The sequence below is a fragment of the Rhodococcus sp. KRD162 genome (genome assembly GCF_017168335.1).
GTDB lineage: Bacteria > Actinomycetota > Actinomycetes > Mycobacteriales > Mycobacteriaceae > Rhodococcoides.
Genome location: NZ_JABFAU010000011.1, coordinates 245,155 through 260,475, shown reverse-complemented (window position 1 = coordinate 260,475; position 15,321 = coordinate 245,155). Strand labels below are relative to the sequence as shown.

Genomic DNA, 15,321 nt, shown 5'->3' with positions numbered 1-15,321 from the left:
CGATGCGGGACAATTTGCTCGAATTCGCCGACTGAAACGGTGCAGTGCGTCGACGCGGCCGTTCAGGACTTCTGCAAATAGTCCACCCGATCGGATCGCCAGGCCGATTTCATCATCGACGCGATGCCGGGATTGTTCGCCAGAGACGGGTCCTGCGCCAACAGCGATCGTGCACAGTCGTGCGCATCGGCGATGATCTCCTCGTCGTCGATGAACGAAAGCAGCCGAAGGCCGGAGACCGTGCCGGACTGCGCGGCCCCGAGAACGTCACCCTCTCGGCGGGTGGCGAGATCCAACTTGGCCAGCTCGAAGCCGTCGTTGGTGGCGGCCACCGCCTCGAGCCGGGCGAAGGAGCCGCCCACAGGACTGAGATAGCTGATCATGATGCACAGCCCCTGGTGCCCGCCCCGGCCGATCCGGCCTCGCAACTGGTGCAATTGGCTCACGCCGAATCGGTCGGCGTCCATGATCACCATGACCGTGGCATTGGGAACATCGACTCCCACTTCGACCACCGTCGTACAGACGAGGACGTCGATCTCACCCGAGTTGAACTCCGACATCGTGATGTCCTTGTCGTCCCCGGGCAGCCGTCCGTGCAACAGCCCCACTCGCAGATCGTGCATCGGACCGGCGGAGAGTGTCTCGTACAGGTCGAGTGCGGCCGTGGTCTCCGGGCCGTCCTCCGATGTCGCGCCCTTCTTTCCCGAACTGTTCTTCTTTCCGGTCTCTGCGTCCTCGTCGTCGCCGATGCGTGAGCACACTACGTAGGCCTGCCGTCCGGCCGACACTTCCTCACGAATTCGCTGCCACGCTCTGTCCACCCACGCCGGTTTGGTTCTGGCCGGGACCACGTTGCTGATGATGGGCGATCGGCCGCGCGGTAGTTCGGTCAGCACCGAGGTTTCGAGATCGCCGAGCGTGGACATCGCGATGGTGCGCGGGATCGGTGTTGCCGTCATCACCAGCAGATGCGGACTGGTGTTCTCACGCGCCTTCGCCCGCAACGCATCTCGTTGCTCCACGCCGAACCGATGCTGCTCGTCCACGACGACCATGGCGAGATCGAAGAACTCCACGCGATCCTCGATGAGCGCGTGAGTACCGATCACGATTCCGGCGTCGCCGGTCACGGCCTCGAGCAACGCGGATCTCTTGGCCGCGGTGGACATCGACCCGGTCAACAGAGCGACTTTGGTCGCCAGCTCGTGCGATCCGAGTTCGCCACCGGCAGCGAGCGACCCGAGCATCGCGCGAATCGACCGTGCGTGCTGGGATGCCAGCACCTCCGTGGGTGCCAACAGCGCACATTGATGGCCCGCGTCGATGACCTGCAGCATCGCCCGCAAGGCCACGATCGTCTTACCCGAGCCGACCTCGCCCTGCAACAAGCGCGACATCGGATGCGGTGCCGACAGATCGTTGGCGATCTCGGCGGCAACTTCGTGCTGACCGGCGGTCAACTCGAAGGGCAACCGACGATCGAACTCGGCTGCAATTCCGTCGGTGATCGGTGGGCACCGCCAGGCCGACCGTGTGGACGCATCGCGTCGACGGTCGGCGAGGACGAGTTGAACGGCCAGTGCCTCGTCGAACTTGAGCCGCTCGCGGGCAGAGTCCTTGTCCTGCACGCTGCCGGGAAAATGGATCGACCGCAGCGCGGTGTCGATGTCGACGAGGCCACGTTCGCGGCGTACCGACTCGGGCAGGGCGTCGCGCACGTCCTCCAGTTGGTCGAGGACCTGCTTCACACAGCGCATGAACGTCCAGCTCTCGACGTCCTTCGTGGCCGGGTAGATAGGCACGAACGCGCTGTCGAACACCGACATGTCGACGGACCCGGAGGCGTCGACCGCACCGCGGGCCAGGCCCGCCAGCGCACCGGCCCCGACGATCCGCCCTGCCGGTACGACGGCACCGTCGTTGTCGTCGCCGCCCAGAATCACATAGCTGGGGTGCGTCAGATTCCACCGTTTACCGAAGTACTTCACCTTGCCGGAGAACATTCCCCGGCGGCCGGGCACGACGACGTGTTTGAGCTTGTGCGGGCTGAAGAACGTGGCCTCGATCCGTTGTCCGTCGGCGGCGAGGGTCACCGCGAGGAATTGACCGTTGCGATTCTTCATCGAACGCAGGGTCGCGGACTCCACCGTGGCGACGATGGTGATGTGCTCCCCCTCGGGCGGCTCCTTCTCGCCGAGTTCGGAGCCCTGCGTCATGTACCGGTGCGGGTAGTGCCGCAGCAGATCCTCGACGGTACTGATACCGAACGTGTCCGCGAGCGGGATCGCCGCCGTGGCTCCGAGGACGTCCTCTAGCCGATCCACCAGCGTTGCCATAGCCGAAATTCCCTATTCCACTCCGAATTGCACGAGATCCCCCGGTTGCCCACCGGCGTAGACCACCACGTCGACTCCCGGATGCGCACCCGTCACGTATTCCGCCAGCTGGGCACCGAAGTTCTCCGACGCCTGAGCCCCGACGAGCACTGTGACCATCTCTCCGCCGGTGGCCAGAAGCTGGTCGAGCAGTCGGCACCCGGCATCGAGCGGGCGAGCGGAGACGATCACCACCTCCTGCCCGGCCAGACCGATACTGTCCCCTGGCTCGCAGGTGCCCACCCACGTGAGCGATCGCTGCTGCGCGATCCGCAGTGATCCCCACCTCGTGCCTGCTGCTGCCTCGGACATCGTGAAGGCATCGTCGACGGCGGCTCGTGCAGCGTCGTGCACCGCCAGCGCGGCCAACCCCTGCACCATCGCCGAGCACGGCAGCATCACCACATCCTTGCCGTCCGCTCGGGCCGCGGCACCCACGGCAACCAGGTCGTGCGCGGACAACGCCCCGTTCGGCAACACCAACACCTCGCGATGCTTCATCCCGACGATCGCGCGATGCAGCACCGAGGAGTCGATCGGCTCATCGCACCGCACCACCGTCGCGCCTTCCTGAACGTAGAGATCCGCGGCACCGTCGCCTGCCACCAGCGCCAAAATATCTCGGCCCACCGACACGGTGTCTCCGTCGTCGGCCTTCGGACCTGCGCCTGTCGCGATCTCGGCCAGACCGAAGCACGAGATTCGCACCCCACGCACGGCACCGATGGCGATGCCGCTTTCGACCGCACCGCCTGGATCGGTGGTATGCACATGGGCCGACCACGCCCCGGATCCGTCACCGGCGACCACGACCGAATCGCCGAGATCGGACAGAGCTGCGCGAAGGGAGCTCGCCTGCGCATCGTCGATGTCGTGGACGATGTAGACCACCTCGTAACCGAGGGGTCGTCCTGGCGCAAACACCTGCACCACTTCGGGTGCGCCGCCCTGCTTCGCGGCGCTCGACGCGGCACCGCCGAGCGATCGTTCGTGCTCGTGTGGGCGACGGTAGCGCCTGCGCGGCGGGGTGCGGCCGGTCACCACTTCCACCAGTGCATCGAAGACGACCGAGAGTCCGAGGGCTCCGGCGTCGACCACCCCGGCCTCGCGGAGTTCGGCGAGTTGATCCGTCGTACTGTCGAGGGCACGCGCGGTGGCCTCGGCGATGTCGACCACCAGTGTCGGGAGGCTCACATTGGCGTCGTGTGCCGAGGCGTCACGATCCGCGGCTGCGAGAACGGTGAGCATCGTTCCCTCGGCGGGAACGCTGACCGCACCCGACACCAGCACCGTGGCACGCCGCAACATGGCCTGGATCGACACCGTGTCCAGCGGGCCGTCCGCAGCGGCCTCGGCAACCGCGCGCAGCAACTGGGACACGATCACTCCGGAATTACCTCGTGCGCCCGCGACCGCCCCGACGGCCAGTGCCCGACCGACTGCGCCGGTGTCAGCAGCCGGACCGGCCGCGCGCATCGACTCCACCGCGGCCCGGAAGGTGAACATCAGATTGGTGCCGGTGTCGGAGTCGGGAATCGGGAAGACGTTGAGTGCGTCGATCTCCTCGCACCGTGCAGTCAAGGAGTCGACGCATCGATAGGCCCACTGTCGCAGGGCAGCCGAATCGATCGATTCGAGAACGTCGACCACCTGGAGCAGCCTCCCCCGTATCGCGTGCCGATATGACGTCCGCAACCGCTCGCGGACAGTGCCCGAAGCTTAGTGGTGTCGGCCGGGACTTCGCCGCTCGGCGACGACCGGTCGGTACAGGGAGGGCTGGCAAGAGCCGGGCAGGGGCGGACCGGACGATCGACCTCCGATGAACCGAGGCGGCGGAGTCGCACGCACCGTTGCGACGGCGTCCCCGGAGAATCAACTGCTCAACGGCGTGCTCGGGCAGTATTGTTCGGCATGCTGTCCAGGACCGCGCGAACGCGTGTGCGGTGGCGGTTTGGTGATTACGTGCGACGCCGCTATTCTTGCAGGGTTGCCTCGAGGCGATCTTCATGCATTGCAATCCTTGCATCTGCTCGTAGTTCGTCTCGATGTCTTCGACCACAAGTATCGATCAACATCTATCAAGGAGTTCGCGACTATGGCTGCCGTCTGCGACGTATGCGCCAAGGGGCCCGGCTTCGGTAAGTCGGTCTCGCACTCGCACCGACGGACCAACCGTCGTTGGAACCCGAATATCCAGACCGTTCACGCTCAGGTTGCGCCTGGTAACTCCAAGCGCATGAACGTGTGCACCTCCTGTTTGAAGGCAGGCAAGGTGGTCCGGGGCTGATTTCGGCCTCGCTCTTCGATTTCCTCCACGGCCTCCATCGCGTGCGAGAACTGTGCCCTGCCCCCCAGCATCGGGAGGTGGGGCACAGTCGTCGGTGCGCCCGAACAGTTGGACGTCCATTAGAGTGCACAACGTGAGTTATTCCGAAGCCGACATATCCAGCAAGGTCAGCATCGAGGACGGCGTGCTACGCATCGTCGTCGCCACGGAGGCAGGCGGTGCCTCGCTCGACCTCGAGGGCATCGAAGAAGGCACCTCGACCCTGCGCTCCGTCAACGCCGGTGAGATCGCGATCGGGAGCGTTCTACTCATCGGTCGGGGCACCAATTTCTGCGCAGGCGGCAACGTGCGCGATTTCGCCGACGCAGCCGATCGCGGTGCTTTCGTCCGTTCGGTCGCCGATACGTTCCATGCCTTCGTCCGCGAACTCGCAGCCGTGACGGTCCCGATCGTGGCGGGTGTGCACGGCTGGGCCGCCGGGGCCGGTATGAGCCTGGTCTGCCTCACCGACATCGCCATCGGCGGACCGTCCACCAAACTCAGGCCTGCGTATCCATCGATCGGTTTCACCCCGGACGGTGCGATGTCGTGGACGCTGCCGCGGATCGTCGGCTCGGGCCGCGCGATGGAAATGTTGCTCAACGACTCGACCATCAATGGTGAAGAAGCGGTTCGTCTCGGAATTCTCAGCCGATTGGTCGGCGACGACCACGTCGACAGTGAGGCCGAGCGCCTCGCTCGGACCCTCGCGGTCGGGCCCACGTCGGCATACCAGGGAATCAAGAAACTGCTCCAGGCCTCCGAATCTGCAACCCTGGCAGAGCAATTGGATGCCGAATCTGCCTCTGTCTCGGCGGCCGCGGCCTCACCGGAAGGTCGTGAGGGCGTCGACGCGTTCGTCGAGAAGCGTCGCCCCGATTTCTCCTGAACCGATCACGGCAGCGTCCAGTCGATCGGTTCGTCTCCGCCCTCGACCAACAATTGGTTGACTCGGCTGAACGGCTTGGACCCGAAGAACCCGCGGGAGGCGGACAGCGGTGACGGGTGCGCAGATTCGATACACGGCACCGATCCGAGCATCGGCTTGAGTGTCGCCGCGTCGCGGCCCCACAAAACCGCCACCAGTCCGGGCTCGTCGGGATCGCCGGCCCGGGCCACCAGTGCGCGAATTGCGTGCTCGGTCACCGCTTCCCATCCCTTCTTCCGATGGGAAGCTGCCTGTCCCGGTTCGACGGTGAGAACCCTGTTGAGCAACATCACACCTCGGTCGGCCCAGGGTGTGAGGTCACCGGTGCTCGGCGTGGGCAGTCCGAGGTCCGCCGAGTATTCCTTGAAGATATTGCTCAGGCTGCGCGGTACCGGCGTGACGTCTGGTGCAACGGAAAAGCTCAGCCCCACTGCATGCCCCGGCGTCGGATAGGGATCCTGACCGACGATGAGGACGCGAACTCGATCGAACGGGTGACCGAACGCACGCAGCACGTTCTCGCCCGCGGGCAGGTAATGCCGACCGGCCGCGAGTTCGGCTCGCAGAAAGTCGCCCATGGCAGCAATATTCGACTCGACAGGCGCAAGAGCACGCGCCCATCCCGCCTCGACACTCTCGGCAAGTGGCCGGGCCGTCACCGGTCGATCCGCCGCAGCGCGTCGCGGTAGTACGCAGCGTTGGCCGAGTACATCTGCACATTGACGTCCACATGCCCTTCGGGCACCTGATATCCCTCCCGAATTTTCGCGGGCACTCCCAACGCCATGGATCGTTCGGGGACGACGAACCGGAACGGCACCACCGCGCCCGCCCCGACTATCGAGCCGGAACCGATCTTCGAGCCGTTGAGCACGACCGAGCCCGATGCGATCAGACAGTGGTCGCCGATCGTCGCACCCTCGACATGCGCGTTGTGGCCCAGCACGCATCCCGCTCCGATCACCGTCGCATCGATCGGCGTGCAGTGCACCACCGTGCCGTCCTGAACGTTGGTACCCGCGCCGATGGAAATGGTGCCGTAATCTGCCCGCAGAACCGCTGTGGGCCACACCGAGGAGCCTGCCGCCAGTGTCACCGCGCCGATCACCACCGCGTCGGGATGGACATAGGCGTCGGGATGGATGTCCGGTTCGCGATCACCGAGTGCGTAGATAGCCATCTCTGCAACTTAGCCGAGTCGATCGAACCCGAGCACGCTCATGTGCTCTCGAAGCTCGTCCATCCCGTTCTGCCCGATCCGATGCGTCCCTCGACGGTCACCGGCCTCGCCTGCCCACCGTCGCGGTCCTCGACGCGGCCGATGACCGTCCACCCCTGCGGGATGGTGCCGAGCCCGTCGAACGTGCCCACCAGAGCGTGATCCTCTCCCCCGGTCAGTATCCAGTCCACCGGATCGACTCCCAATTCGGTTGCTGCCGAGTGCAGTTCGGGTGGCACAACCAATCGCTCGGGGTCGATGACCATTCCGACCCCCGACGCAACGGCGATGTGCCCGAGATCGGAGCACAAACCGTCGGAGACGTCGGTGAGCGAGTGCGCGCCTGCCTCGGCTGCCTCCACACCGGCACGGTACGGCGGTGCCGGCACTCGATGTGCGTCCAGAACCAGATCGTGGCCGGTGCGGACTCGGCCGGCGAGCAGCAACGCCAGTCCGGCAGCGGACCACCCCAGCCGACCCGCGTACGCGATCAGATCACCGACCCGCGCACCCGAGCGGAGCACAGGAGCCCTGCCCTGGAGGTCGCCGAGCGCGGTGATCGAAATCACCAGATCCGAGGATTGCACGAGGTCACCACCGACAACGGCCGATCCGGCGGCTGCGGCCTCGAGCCACATCCCCTCGTTGATCCCGTCGATCACACTCACCGGGGTGTCGGCCGGGCACCCGAGCGAGACGAGAAACCCCGAGCATTGCGCACCCATCGCAGCGATGTCCGCACCATTCTGCGCAATCGCCTTCCGGCCGATCTGAACCGGACTGGACCAATCGAGCCGAAAATGCCTGCCATGCACCAACATATCGGTCGATGCCGCGATTCGGCCGTCGGCGGCGGCGACGATGGCCGCGTCGTCGCCTGGCCCGAGGATGGTCGAGGGCGGTTGCACACGGCCCGCGACGGCGCGGGCGATCACATCGAATTCGCCGACCTGTGCAACGGTGCGTTCGATGTCTGCGGCCGATTCGGTGCCGGGGTCGTCGATGATGTTCCTCTCCGAGAGCGCGGTGCGCGGGACGGTCTCACGCGGAGCACGTGACGAGCCTGCGGTACCTTTTAGCGGCGGCCGGGACAGCACCGACGCAGCAGATCACGTGCGAACAGAACGTAGTGGACTCAATTTACAGTCGAGAAGTCCGGCAGGAGAAAGGGACCACCGATGGTGCAAGCATTCGTCCTCGTTCAGACCGAGGTGGGGCGCGCGACGGCCGTCGCGCAGCAGATCGAGGCCGTCGACGGCGTGGTGTCGGCCGAGGCAGTCGTCGGGCCGTACGACGTGATCGCGCGAGCTGACGGGGCCTCCGACGGCGAGGTCGCCGAGATCGTCTCCCGCATCCAGAAGGTCGATGCGATCACACGCACCCTCACCTGCCCGGTGGCCCCGCAGTCGCCCGCGTCCATCGGATAACTCGTGAGCTCACCTGATACCGGCAACGAAGATCACGCCACCGAGGACGGCGCTGCAGAGAACAGCGAGGGCGTGAACACTCGAGAGCAGCGTCATCCTGCAGTGATCGCCACCGCCATCGCGCTCCCGGTTGCCCTGGTCGTCGGAGTCCTGGTCGCTGCCATCGCGGTCAATCGCTCCCCGGTCCACGATCCTGTTGCCCTCGGACCGGTGGATGCCCCCGATGCCTCGAGCGCGCAGTGCGCCTCGTTACTGGACGCACTGCCCGAGAACCTGGGCGACTACACCGAAGCCGAGTTGGCGCAGCCCGCGCCCGTCGGAGTTCGCGCATGGGTCTCGTCCGAGGAGAACGCAGAGCCGGTCGTGTTGCGATGCGGTCTGCCCCGCCCCATCGGTTTCGATGTCGCGGCGCCACTTCAGGTGATCAACGGCGTTCAGTGGTTCGAGGTGTCCGGAAGCGACGACGGAATCGATGCCAGCACCTGGTTCGTCGTCGACCGCGGTGTCTACGTCGCGCTGACCGTCCCGGGCGGAACGGGCCCGACGCCCATTCAGGATGCGTCGACTGCCGTGGCGAACGCACTGCCTCAGCAACCCCTCGACCCGGCTCCGTTGCCGTAGCCCGCGCGCCCCTAGCGCAATCCGGTGCCGCGGGCGAGAGCGGTATCGATCAGGGTGCTGACGAGCGTCGAGTAGTCCACGCCGGAGTGCGCCCACATCTTGGGGTACATCGAGATGGACGTGAACCCGGGCATCGTGTTGATCTCGTTGATGACCGGTCCGTCAGCGGTGACGAAGAAGTCCACCCGAGCCAGTCCCTGGCAATCCAGTGCCCGGAACGCCGCGACAGCGAGTTCGCGGATGCGGTCGCTGGTGGCATCGTCGAGTGCGGCCGGGATCTCGAACTCACTGACGTCGTCGAGGTACTTGGTGTCGAAGTCGTAGAAGGCGTGATCGTCGGCCGCCGCGTCCGGAAGCCGAATCTCGGCGACTGCGCTCGCGCGCACGCTGCCGTCGGGAAATTCGAGTACCCCGCACTCGACCTCACGGCCGTGGATCATTCCCTCCACGATCACTTTCGGATCGTGCTCACGCGCCAGGGCGATCGCGGTGCTCAGTTGATCCCATGCGGTGATGCGCGAGATGCCGATGGACGATCCGCCTCTGGCGGGCTTGACGAACGCAGGCAACCCGATGGTGTCGCGCTCGGCATCGGTCAGATCGTCGACCCCGCGTCGAAGTACCACCTGACGGCCGATCGGAAGCCCTTCGGCTCCCAGGAGCTTCTTGGTGAATTCCTTGTCCATGCCTGCCGCGCTGGCCAGCACCCCTGGCCCGACGTACGGAACACCGGCCAACTCCAGCAGGCCCTGCAGCGTGCCATCCTCACCGTACGGTCCGTGCAGAACCGGGAAGACGACGTCGACCGAAGCCAACACCGTTCCCCCTTCGCCCTCCCCGAGAGCGAGCAACGCACCGGCGTGCCCCGGATCGGTACTGAGGGCGAGGGCTGTTCCCGCCTTGTCCACGGTGGGAAGTACCCGGTCGTGAATCGTCAGAGCCTCGAGATCGCTCGATCCGAGCACCCAGGCACCGTCCGGGGTGATGCCGACGGGGACCACCTCGTACTTGTCGGGATCGAGATTCGCCAGCACGCTACCTGCCGATACACAGGAGACAGCGTGCTCACTGCTCCTGCCACCGAAGACGACGGCAACTTTGATGCGGTGAGTACTCACGAGGTGAAACCGTACCGTCGCGACGCGCCGAACGAAGAGTCGCCCTGTTGGTCGCGAGACCTCGGTCACTGCCTCACTCTGGCTTGATGCGCCGTCCCAACAGATGACCGACCGCGTCCGGAACGGACATGCCTGCGTGGCACACCCGATGCACGGCATCGGTCAGCGGCATCTCGACGTCGTAGCTTTCGGCGAGAGCGCGCACCGAGGTACACGATTTGACTCCCTCGGCCACCTGTCCGTGCGCGGCTTCCTGCGCACTCTCGAGTGAGCCGCCCGAACCCAATCGCTCACCGAATGTGCGGTTGCGAGAGAGCGGGGAGGAACAGGTGGCAACGAGATCGCCTACCCCGGCCAGGCCGGACAGCGTCGACGGCGTAGCACCGAGCGCCACCCCGAGTCGGATGATCTCGGCCAAGCCCCTGGTCATGATCGATGCCAGGGTGTTCTCCCCGTACCCGACGCCACTTGCCATCCCACACGCGAGGGCGATGACGTTCTTGCAGGCACCACCGACCTCGGCACCGATGACATCGGAATTGGTGTACGGCCGAAAGTATCCGGTGGCACACGATTTCTGGATCTCGAGGGCGCGCTGCGAGTCGGAGCATGCGATGACGGTGGCAGCGGGCTGTCCCTCGGCAATCGGACGCGCGAGGTTGGGGCCGGACAGACACGCCACTCGGCTCGGATCGGCTCCGGTGACCTGAGAGATCACCTGGCTCATCCGCATGAGCGTCCCGGTCTCGATCCCTTTGGCCAAGGACAGCAATGTCGCGTGCGCTGGGATCGATTCGGTCCAGTCCTCCAAATTGGCTCGAAGAGACTGCGACGGCACGGCAAGCACCACGATGTCGGCCCCGTCGAGCGCACGAGCCGGATCGCTGGTGGCGCGAATCGAGGACGGCAGCTCGATTCCGGGAAGGTAGTCCTTGTTCTCGTGGTGCTCGGTGACCGCAGCAGCAAGTTCTTCGCGGCGAGCCCACATGGTCACCTCGGTTCCGGCATCGGCCAGCACCTTGGCGAACGCCGTACCCCACGAACCCGACCCCAGTACCGCTGCTCTACTCATACCGCCAACCCCTCGCTCGATCCCGGTGCCTTGCCTACGCGCGTCACCCTAACTCGACAACTTGCTCGGGCGGTCGGAGTCGGCGCAGATCCGTGGCGCTGGCAGGATCGATCACCATGGGTGCATCACGAGCCGAGGACCGCGATCGACCGGCCACGTCATCGGACCGTGCCGAGCGGACGGTCGACGTTGTCATCGCCGTGAAGGATCTCACGACGGCGAAGTCCCGCTTGGCTGCCGAGTTTTCGGCTGCCGAGCGAACCCGGTTGGTGCTGGCGATGCTCAGCGACACCGTGACTGCAGCGATATCGGTGGTGGATTCGGTCACGGTGGTCACCCCGGATCCGATCGTCGCCGACACCGCTCGCGGAATCGGTGCACGCGTGTTCGACGAACCGATCGGCGGCCCCGAGCAGTCCGCCAACGAACGACTCAATCACGCGTTCGCGTCAGCGGCATACGTACTGCGCCGCGAGCACATCGAGGCAGAGGTCCTGGCGGGCGACGCTCCGCCGGTCGCGTCCATCGACATCATCGCACTGCAAGCCGATCTTCCGGCGCTGCGTTCGGCCGAACTCGCGCAGGCATACGCCGCTGCTCGCTGCGGAGGCAGATCGCTGGTGGTCGATCATCACGGCACGGGTACCGCCGCATTGATTCTCAAAGACTCCCCGGACGAGCTGACTCCGCTGTTCGGTGCCCACTCTGCGCGTCGTCACACCGAGTCCGGCGCAGTGGAACTCGACGGCAAGTGGCCGGGGCTCCGGCTCGACGTCGACACTGTCTCCGATCTCGAACGAGCGCATGCCCTCGGTGTCGGGTCAGCGACGGCGGCCGTCCTGGCTTCGCTCGGTTGGAGCGGCGACGCGTCGACCACGAGGGCCTGACCGCGTTTCGTACATCGGAGTTTCGTACATCGGAGTTTCACGCGAGCCGTATATGGGGGATGATCGTCCCGTGAGCAGAGACGACGTGCAGCCAGCGAACGAAGATCCGTCGATCGAGACAGGAGAAGGCAACGGCTCTGGTGCCGCCTGGAGCGCCCCGATCGCTGCGACGATGCCGAGCATCCCGTCCGCGTTGCCGGCCGCCACACCGGAATCGGTGGATGCCGCCACCGTCCTCTCCGAAAACCGCTATCTCAACCGGGAATTGAGCTGGCTCGACTTCAACTCCCGGGTCCTGGCGCTCGCCGAGGACTCCTCGCTTCCGCTGCTCGAACGGGCGAAGTTTCTCGCCATCTATGCATCCAATCTCGACGAGTTCTACATGGTTCGGGTTGCCGGCCTCAAACGTCGTGACGAAACCGGACTTTCGGTTCGGTCCGCCGACGGTATGACACCGCGTGAACAGCTCGCGGTGATCGGTCAACGCACCCAGGAGCTCGCACTCAAACATGCGCGAGTGCTGCTGGATTCGATCCTGCCCGAGCTCACCGCCGAGGGCATCGCGATCATCCGCTGGTCGGATCTCGACAGCGACGAACGTGCGCGGCTCTCGGAGTATTTCACCGAGCAGGTGTTTCCTGTCCTCACACCACTGGCCGTCGACCCCGCACATCCGTTTCCGTACATCAGCGGCCTGAGCCTCAATCTCGCTGTGACAGTGAAGGATTACTCCACAAGCGGCGAACACTTCGCCCGCGTCAAAGTTCCGGACAATGTCGACCGCTTCGTGCGCGTCAAACGCGGTGAAGGCAATCACCGCGTCGACGCCTTCCTGTCGATGGAGGAATTGATCTCGGCACATCTCGACGCCCTGTTCCCTGGGATGGAGGTGGTGGAGAGCCATGCGTTCCGCATCACGCGCAACGCCGATTTCGAGGTGGAGGAAGATCGCGACGAGGATCTGCTGCAGGCACTGGAACGAGAACTCGCCCGCAGACGTTTCGGCTCGCCTGTTCGTCTCGAGATCGCCGACGACATGACCGAGCACATGCTCGAACTACTGCTGCGCGAACTCGATGTCGATCCAGGCGACGTCATCCAGGTTCCCGGACTGCTCGATCTGTCGTGCTTGTGGCAGGTCTACAGTGTCGACCGCCCCAATCTCAAGGACGCACCCTTCGTCCCTGCCACCCACCCGGCATTCGGTGAGCGAGAGACGCCCAAGAGTGTCTTCTCGACCCTGCGCGACGGCGATGTGTTGGTGCACCATCCCTACGATTCCTTCTCCACCAGCGTTCAACGCTTCATCGAGCAAGCCGCAGCCGACCCACAAGTGCTCGCGATCAAACAGACTCTGTATCGCACCTCCGGAGATTCCCCGATCGTCAACGCGCTCGTCGACGCCGCCGGGGCGGGCAAACAGGTCGTTGCGCTGGTCGAGATCAAAGCGCGTTTCGACGAACAGGCGAACATCGAGTGGGCGCGCAAACTGGAAAAGGCGGGCGTGCACGTGGTGTACGGCCTGGTCGGCCTCAAGACACACTGCAAAACCTGTCTCGTCGTGCGGCGTGAAGGGTCCGTCATTCGTCGGTACTGCCACATCGGTACCGGCAACTACAACCCCAAGACCGCGCGCATCTACGAGGACGTCGGTTTGCTCACCTCGTCTCCAGAAATCGGAGCCGACCTCACCGATCTGTTCAACTCGCTCACCGGATACTCCCGGAAGTCCAAGTACCGCAACTTGCTCGTCGCACCGTACGGAGTTCGCGGCGGAATCGTCGACCGCATCGAGGCCGAGGTCGAACACCTCGAGGCGGGCCGTGCGGCCGGAATTCGCCTCAAGGCGAACGCATTGGTCGACGAGCAGGTCATCGACGCCCTCTATCGCGCGTCGATCGCAGGGGTTCCGGTCAAGGTGGTGGTTCGCGGAATCTGCGCACTGAAGCCCGGAGTACCGGGTCTGTCGGAGAACATCGAGGTTCGTTCCATCCTCGGTCGATTCCTGGAACACTCGCGGATTCTGCATTTCCAGGGTGCCGACGAATTCTGGATCGGCAGCGCAGACATGATGCACCGCAACCTCGACCGCCGAGTCGAGGTGATGGCTCAGGTCAAGGATCCTCGGCTGGCGAAACAACTCGGTGACATCTTCGACTCTGCTCTCGACCCCACCACCCGATGCTGGGTACTGGGACCGGACGGTGGCTGGGTGGCCTCACCGGCGCAGGGCGAGAAGGTCCGTGAGCATCAGGTCGAACTGATGCGCAGCCGGAGGAACCAGGCCTCCTGATGGGCACTTCCGACGGCTCCCCGCGCGCCAACATCTTTGCAGCCGGTTCGATCCTGTGGCGACGCTCGCCGAAGAAGGCGTCGTCTGTCGAGGTCGCGATCGTCCACCGCCCGAAGTACGACGACTGGTCCTTTCCCAAGGGCAAGCTCGATCCCGGTGAAACGTCCATCGATGCCGCTGTTCGAGAGGTCAAGGAAGAGACCGGATTCGACTCACGCCTCGGACGGTCGCTGTCCTATGTCACGTACCCGGTCCCCGGCCACCGCCGAATGAAGAAGGTTCTCTACTGGGCGGCAGAGGCAACCGGAGGGGCGTTCGTCCCCAACGCCGAGGTGGACGAACTGCGGTGGATCGCGCCAGGCGACATCGGCAATGAACTGTCATATCCCATGGACCACAAGATCCTTCGGCGGTTCATGGCGGAGCCGGCCGATACCTCGACGGTGCTGTTCGTTCGGCACGGTAGCGCGGGTTCGCGATCGCGGTTCAAGGGCAACGACGTCGAGCGCCCGCTCGACAAGACCGGAAGACGGCAGGCCGAGTCGTTGGTGCCGTTGCTCCGCGCTTTCGGGGGTGATGCGGTGTACGCGGCCGACCGTGCCCGATGCGTCCAGACGGTCGGTCCCTACGCCGACTCGCTGGGGGTACCTGTCGTCTCCGAGCACCTGTTGTCCGAGGAGGGCTATGCGGACGACCCGCGAAAGGGGCGCCGTCGTGCTCGCGACATCGCCGACCTACCCGGCACACCCGTGGTCTGCAGTCAGGGCAAGGTGATCCCCGATCTGATGCGTTGGTGGGCCGAGAAAGACGGAATTACGTTGCCTGCCAACAGAAACCGAAAAGGCAGTGTGTGGGTGCTCTCGCGTCACAAAGGCAGGCTCGTTGCGGCCGATCACATTGCCAGTCCCCTTCCCACGCTCGTCGCCGACAATTAGGGCAGCTGCCGCGAGCGACAGCAAGGCCCCCGACTCTTCGATCGAGTCGGGGGCCTTGCTGTGTCGGGCTACGCGGGCGTCGACATCACGCCGTATTCGATACGTGAAGTCTGCAGG

14 protein-coding genes are annotated in these 15,321 nt (G+C 65.1%); 7 read left to right on the top strand and 7 right to left on the bottom strand.

Features of this window, described 5'->3' with window-relative positions; all coding sequences use genetic code 11:
- Positions 1-62 precede the first annotated feature (62 nt).
- A complete protein-coding gene (gene recG, locus J1M87_RS15735) occupies positions 63-2,339 on the bottom strand; it encodes an ATP-dependent DNA helicase RecG (protein WP_206490362.1) in 2,277 nt (758 codons plus the stop codon).
- A 12-nt stretch (positions 2,340-2,351) separates the two neighbouring features.
- Entirely contained in the window at positions 2,352-4,028 is a 1,677-nt protein-coding gene (locus J1M87_RS15730) for a DAK2 domain-containing protein (RefSeq protein ID WP_206490360.1), read from the bottom strand.
- Positions 4,029-4,473: 445 nt separating this feature from the next.
- Here J1M87_RS15730 and rpmB point away from each other — a divergent pair, with 445 nt between their 5' ends.
- Together rpmB and J1M87_RS15720 are read left to right on the top strand one after the other, a co-directional pair.
- On the top strand, positions 4,474-4,665 hold the full coding sequence (gene rpmB, locus J1M87_RS15725) for a 50S ribosomal protein L28 (RefSeq protein WP_008717389.1): 192 nt from the start codon (positions 4,474-4,476) through the stop codon (positions 4,663-4,665).
- Between the two features lie 133 nt (positions 4,666-4,798).
- The gene (locus tag J1M87_RS15720; protein WP_206490358.1) at positions 4,799-5,593 is read left to right on the top strand and encodes an enoyl-CoA hydratase/isomerase family protein; all 795 of its coding nucleotides are present in this window, start codon (positions 4,799-4,801) and stop codon (positions 5,591-5,593) included.
- Positions 5,594-5,598: 5 nt separating this feature from the next.
- Here J1M87_RS15720 and J1M87_RS15715 read toward each other — a convergent pair whose 3' ends face one another.
- The 3 genes from J1M87_RS15715 to J1M87_RS15705 are packed head-to-tail and all read right to left on the bottom strand — an operon-like array spanning position 5,599 to position 7,786.
- Complete coding sequence (locus tag J1M87_RS15715; RefSeq protein WP_206490356.1) at positions 5,599-6,291, bottom strand: uracil-DNA glycosylase; 693 nt, start codon at positions 6,289-6,291, stop codon at positions 5,599-5,601.
- Complete coding sequence (locus J1M87_RS15710; RefSeq protein ID WP_206490354.1) at positions 6,288-6,812, bottom strand: gamma carbonic anhydrase family protein; 525 nt, start codon at positions 6,810-6,812, stop codon at positions 6,288-6,290. The genes J1M87_RS15715 and J1M87_RS15710 overlap by 4 nt, the downstream gene beginning before the upstream one ends.
- Positions 6,813-6,850: 38 nt before the next feature.
- Positions 6,851-7,786, bottom strand: coding sequence for a thiamine-phosphate kinase (locus J1M87_RS15705; RefSeq protein ID WP_307830836.1), 936 nt, complete (start codon positions 7,784-7,786; stop codon positions 6,851-6,853).
- Positions 7,787-8,029: 243 nt separating this feature from the next.
- Here J1M87_RS15705 and J1M87_RS15700 point away from each other — a divergent pair, with 243 nt between their 5' ends.
- Positions 8,030-8,278 (top strand): Lrp/AsnC ligand binding domain-containing protein, encoded by a 249-nt coding sequence (locus tag J1M87_RS15700; RefSeq protein ID WP_206490352.1) that lies wholly within the window; start codon positions 8,030-8,032, stop codon positions 8,276-8,278.
- Positions 8,279-8,281: 3 nt separating this feature from the next.
- Entirely contained in the window at positions 8,282-8,899 is a 618-nt protein-coding gene (locus J1M87_RS15695) for a DUF3515 domain-containing protein (protein ID WP_206490351.1), read from the top strand.
- Between the two features lie 11 nt (positions 8,900-8,910).
- On the opposite strand, the gene J1M87_RS15690 is transcribed toward J1M87_RS15695, so the two are convergent.
- A complete protein-coding gene (locus J1M87_RS15690; protein ID WP_307830823.1) occupies positions 8,911-10,017 on the bottom strand; it encodes a D-alanine--D-alanine ligase family protein in 1,107 nt (368 codons plus the stop codon).
- 73 nt (positions 10,018-10,090) lie between these two features.
- Positions 10,091-11,089 (bottom strand): NAD(P)H-dependent glycerol-3-phosphate dehydrogenase, encoded by a 999-nt coding sequence (locus J1M87_RS15685; RefSeq protein ID WP_206490349.1) that lies wholly within the window; start codon positions 11,087-11,089, stop codon positions 10,091-10,093.
- Between the two features lie 116 nt (positions 11,090-11,205).
- Between J1M87_RS15685 and cofC the strand changes: the two genes are divergently transcribed.
- The 3 genes from cofC (at position 11,206) to J1M87_RS15670 (ending at position 15,204) form a co-directional block, all read left to right on the top strand.
- Positions 11,206-11,976, top strand: a complete 771-nt coding sequence (cofC, locus tag J1M87_RS15680; RefSeq protein WP_206490347.1) for a 2-phospho-L-lactate guanylyltransferase — start codon at positions 11,206-11,208, stop codon at positions 11,974-11,976.
- 172 nt (positions 11,977-12,148) lie between these two features.
- The gene (locus J1M87_RS15675) at positions 12,149-14,269 is read left to right on the top strand and encodes an RNA degradosome polyphosphate kinase (RefSeq protein WP_241257037.1); all 2,121 of its coding nucleotides are present in this window, start codon (positions 12,149-12,151) and stop codon (positions 14,267-14,269) included.
- Complete coding sequence (locus J1M87_RS15670; protein WP_206490343.1) at positions 14,269-15,204, top strand: NUDIX hydrolase; 936 nt, start codon at positions 14,269-14,271, stop codon at positions 15,202-15,204. Before J1M87_RS15675 ends, J1M87_RS15670 begins: the two co-directional genes overlap by 1 nt.
- The last annotated feature ends 117 nt before the right edge of the window (positions 15,205-15,321 follow it).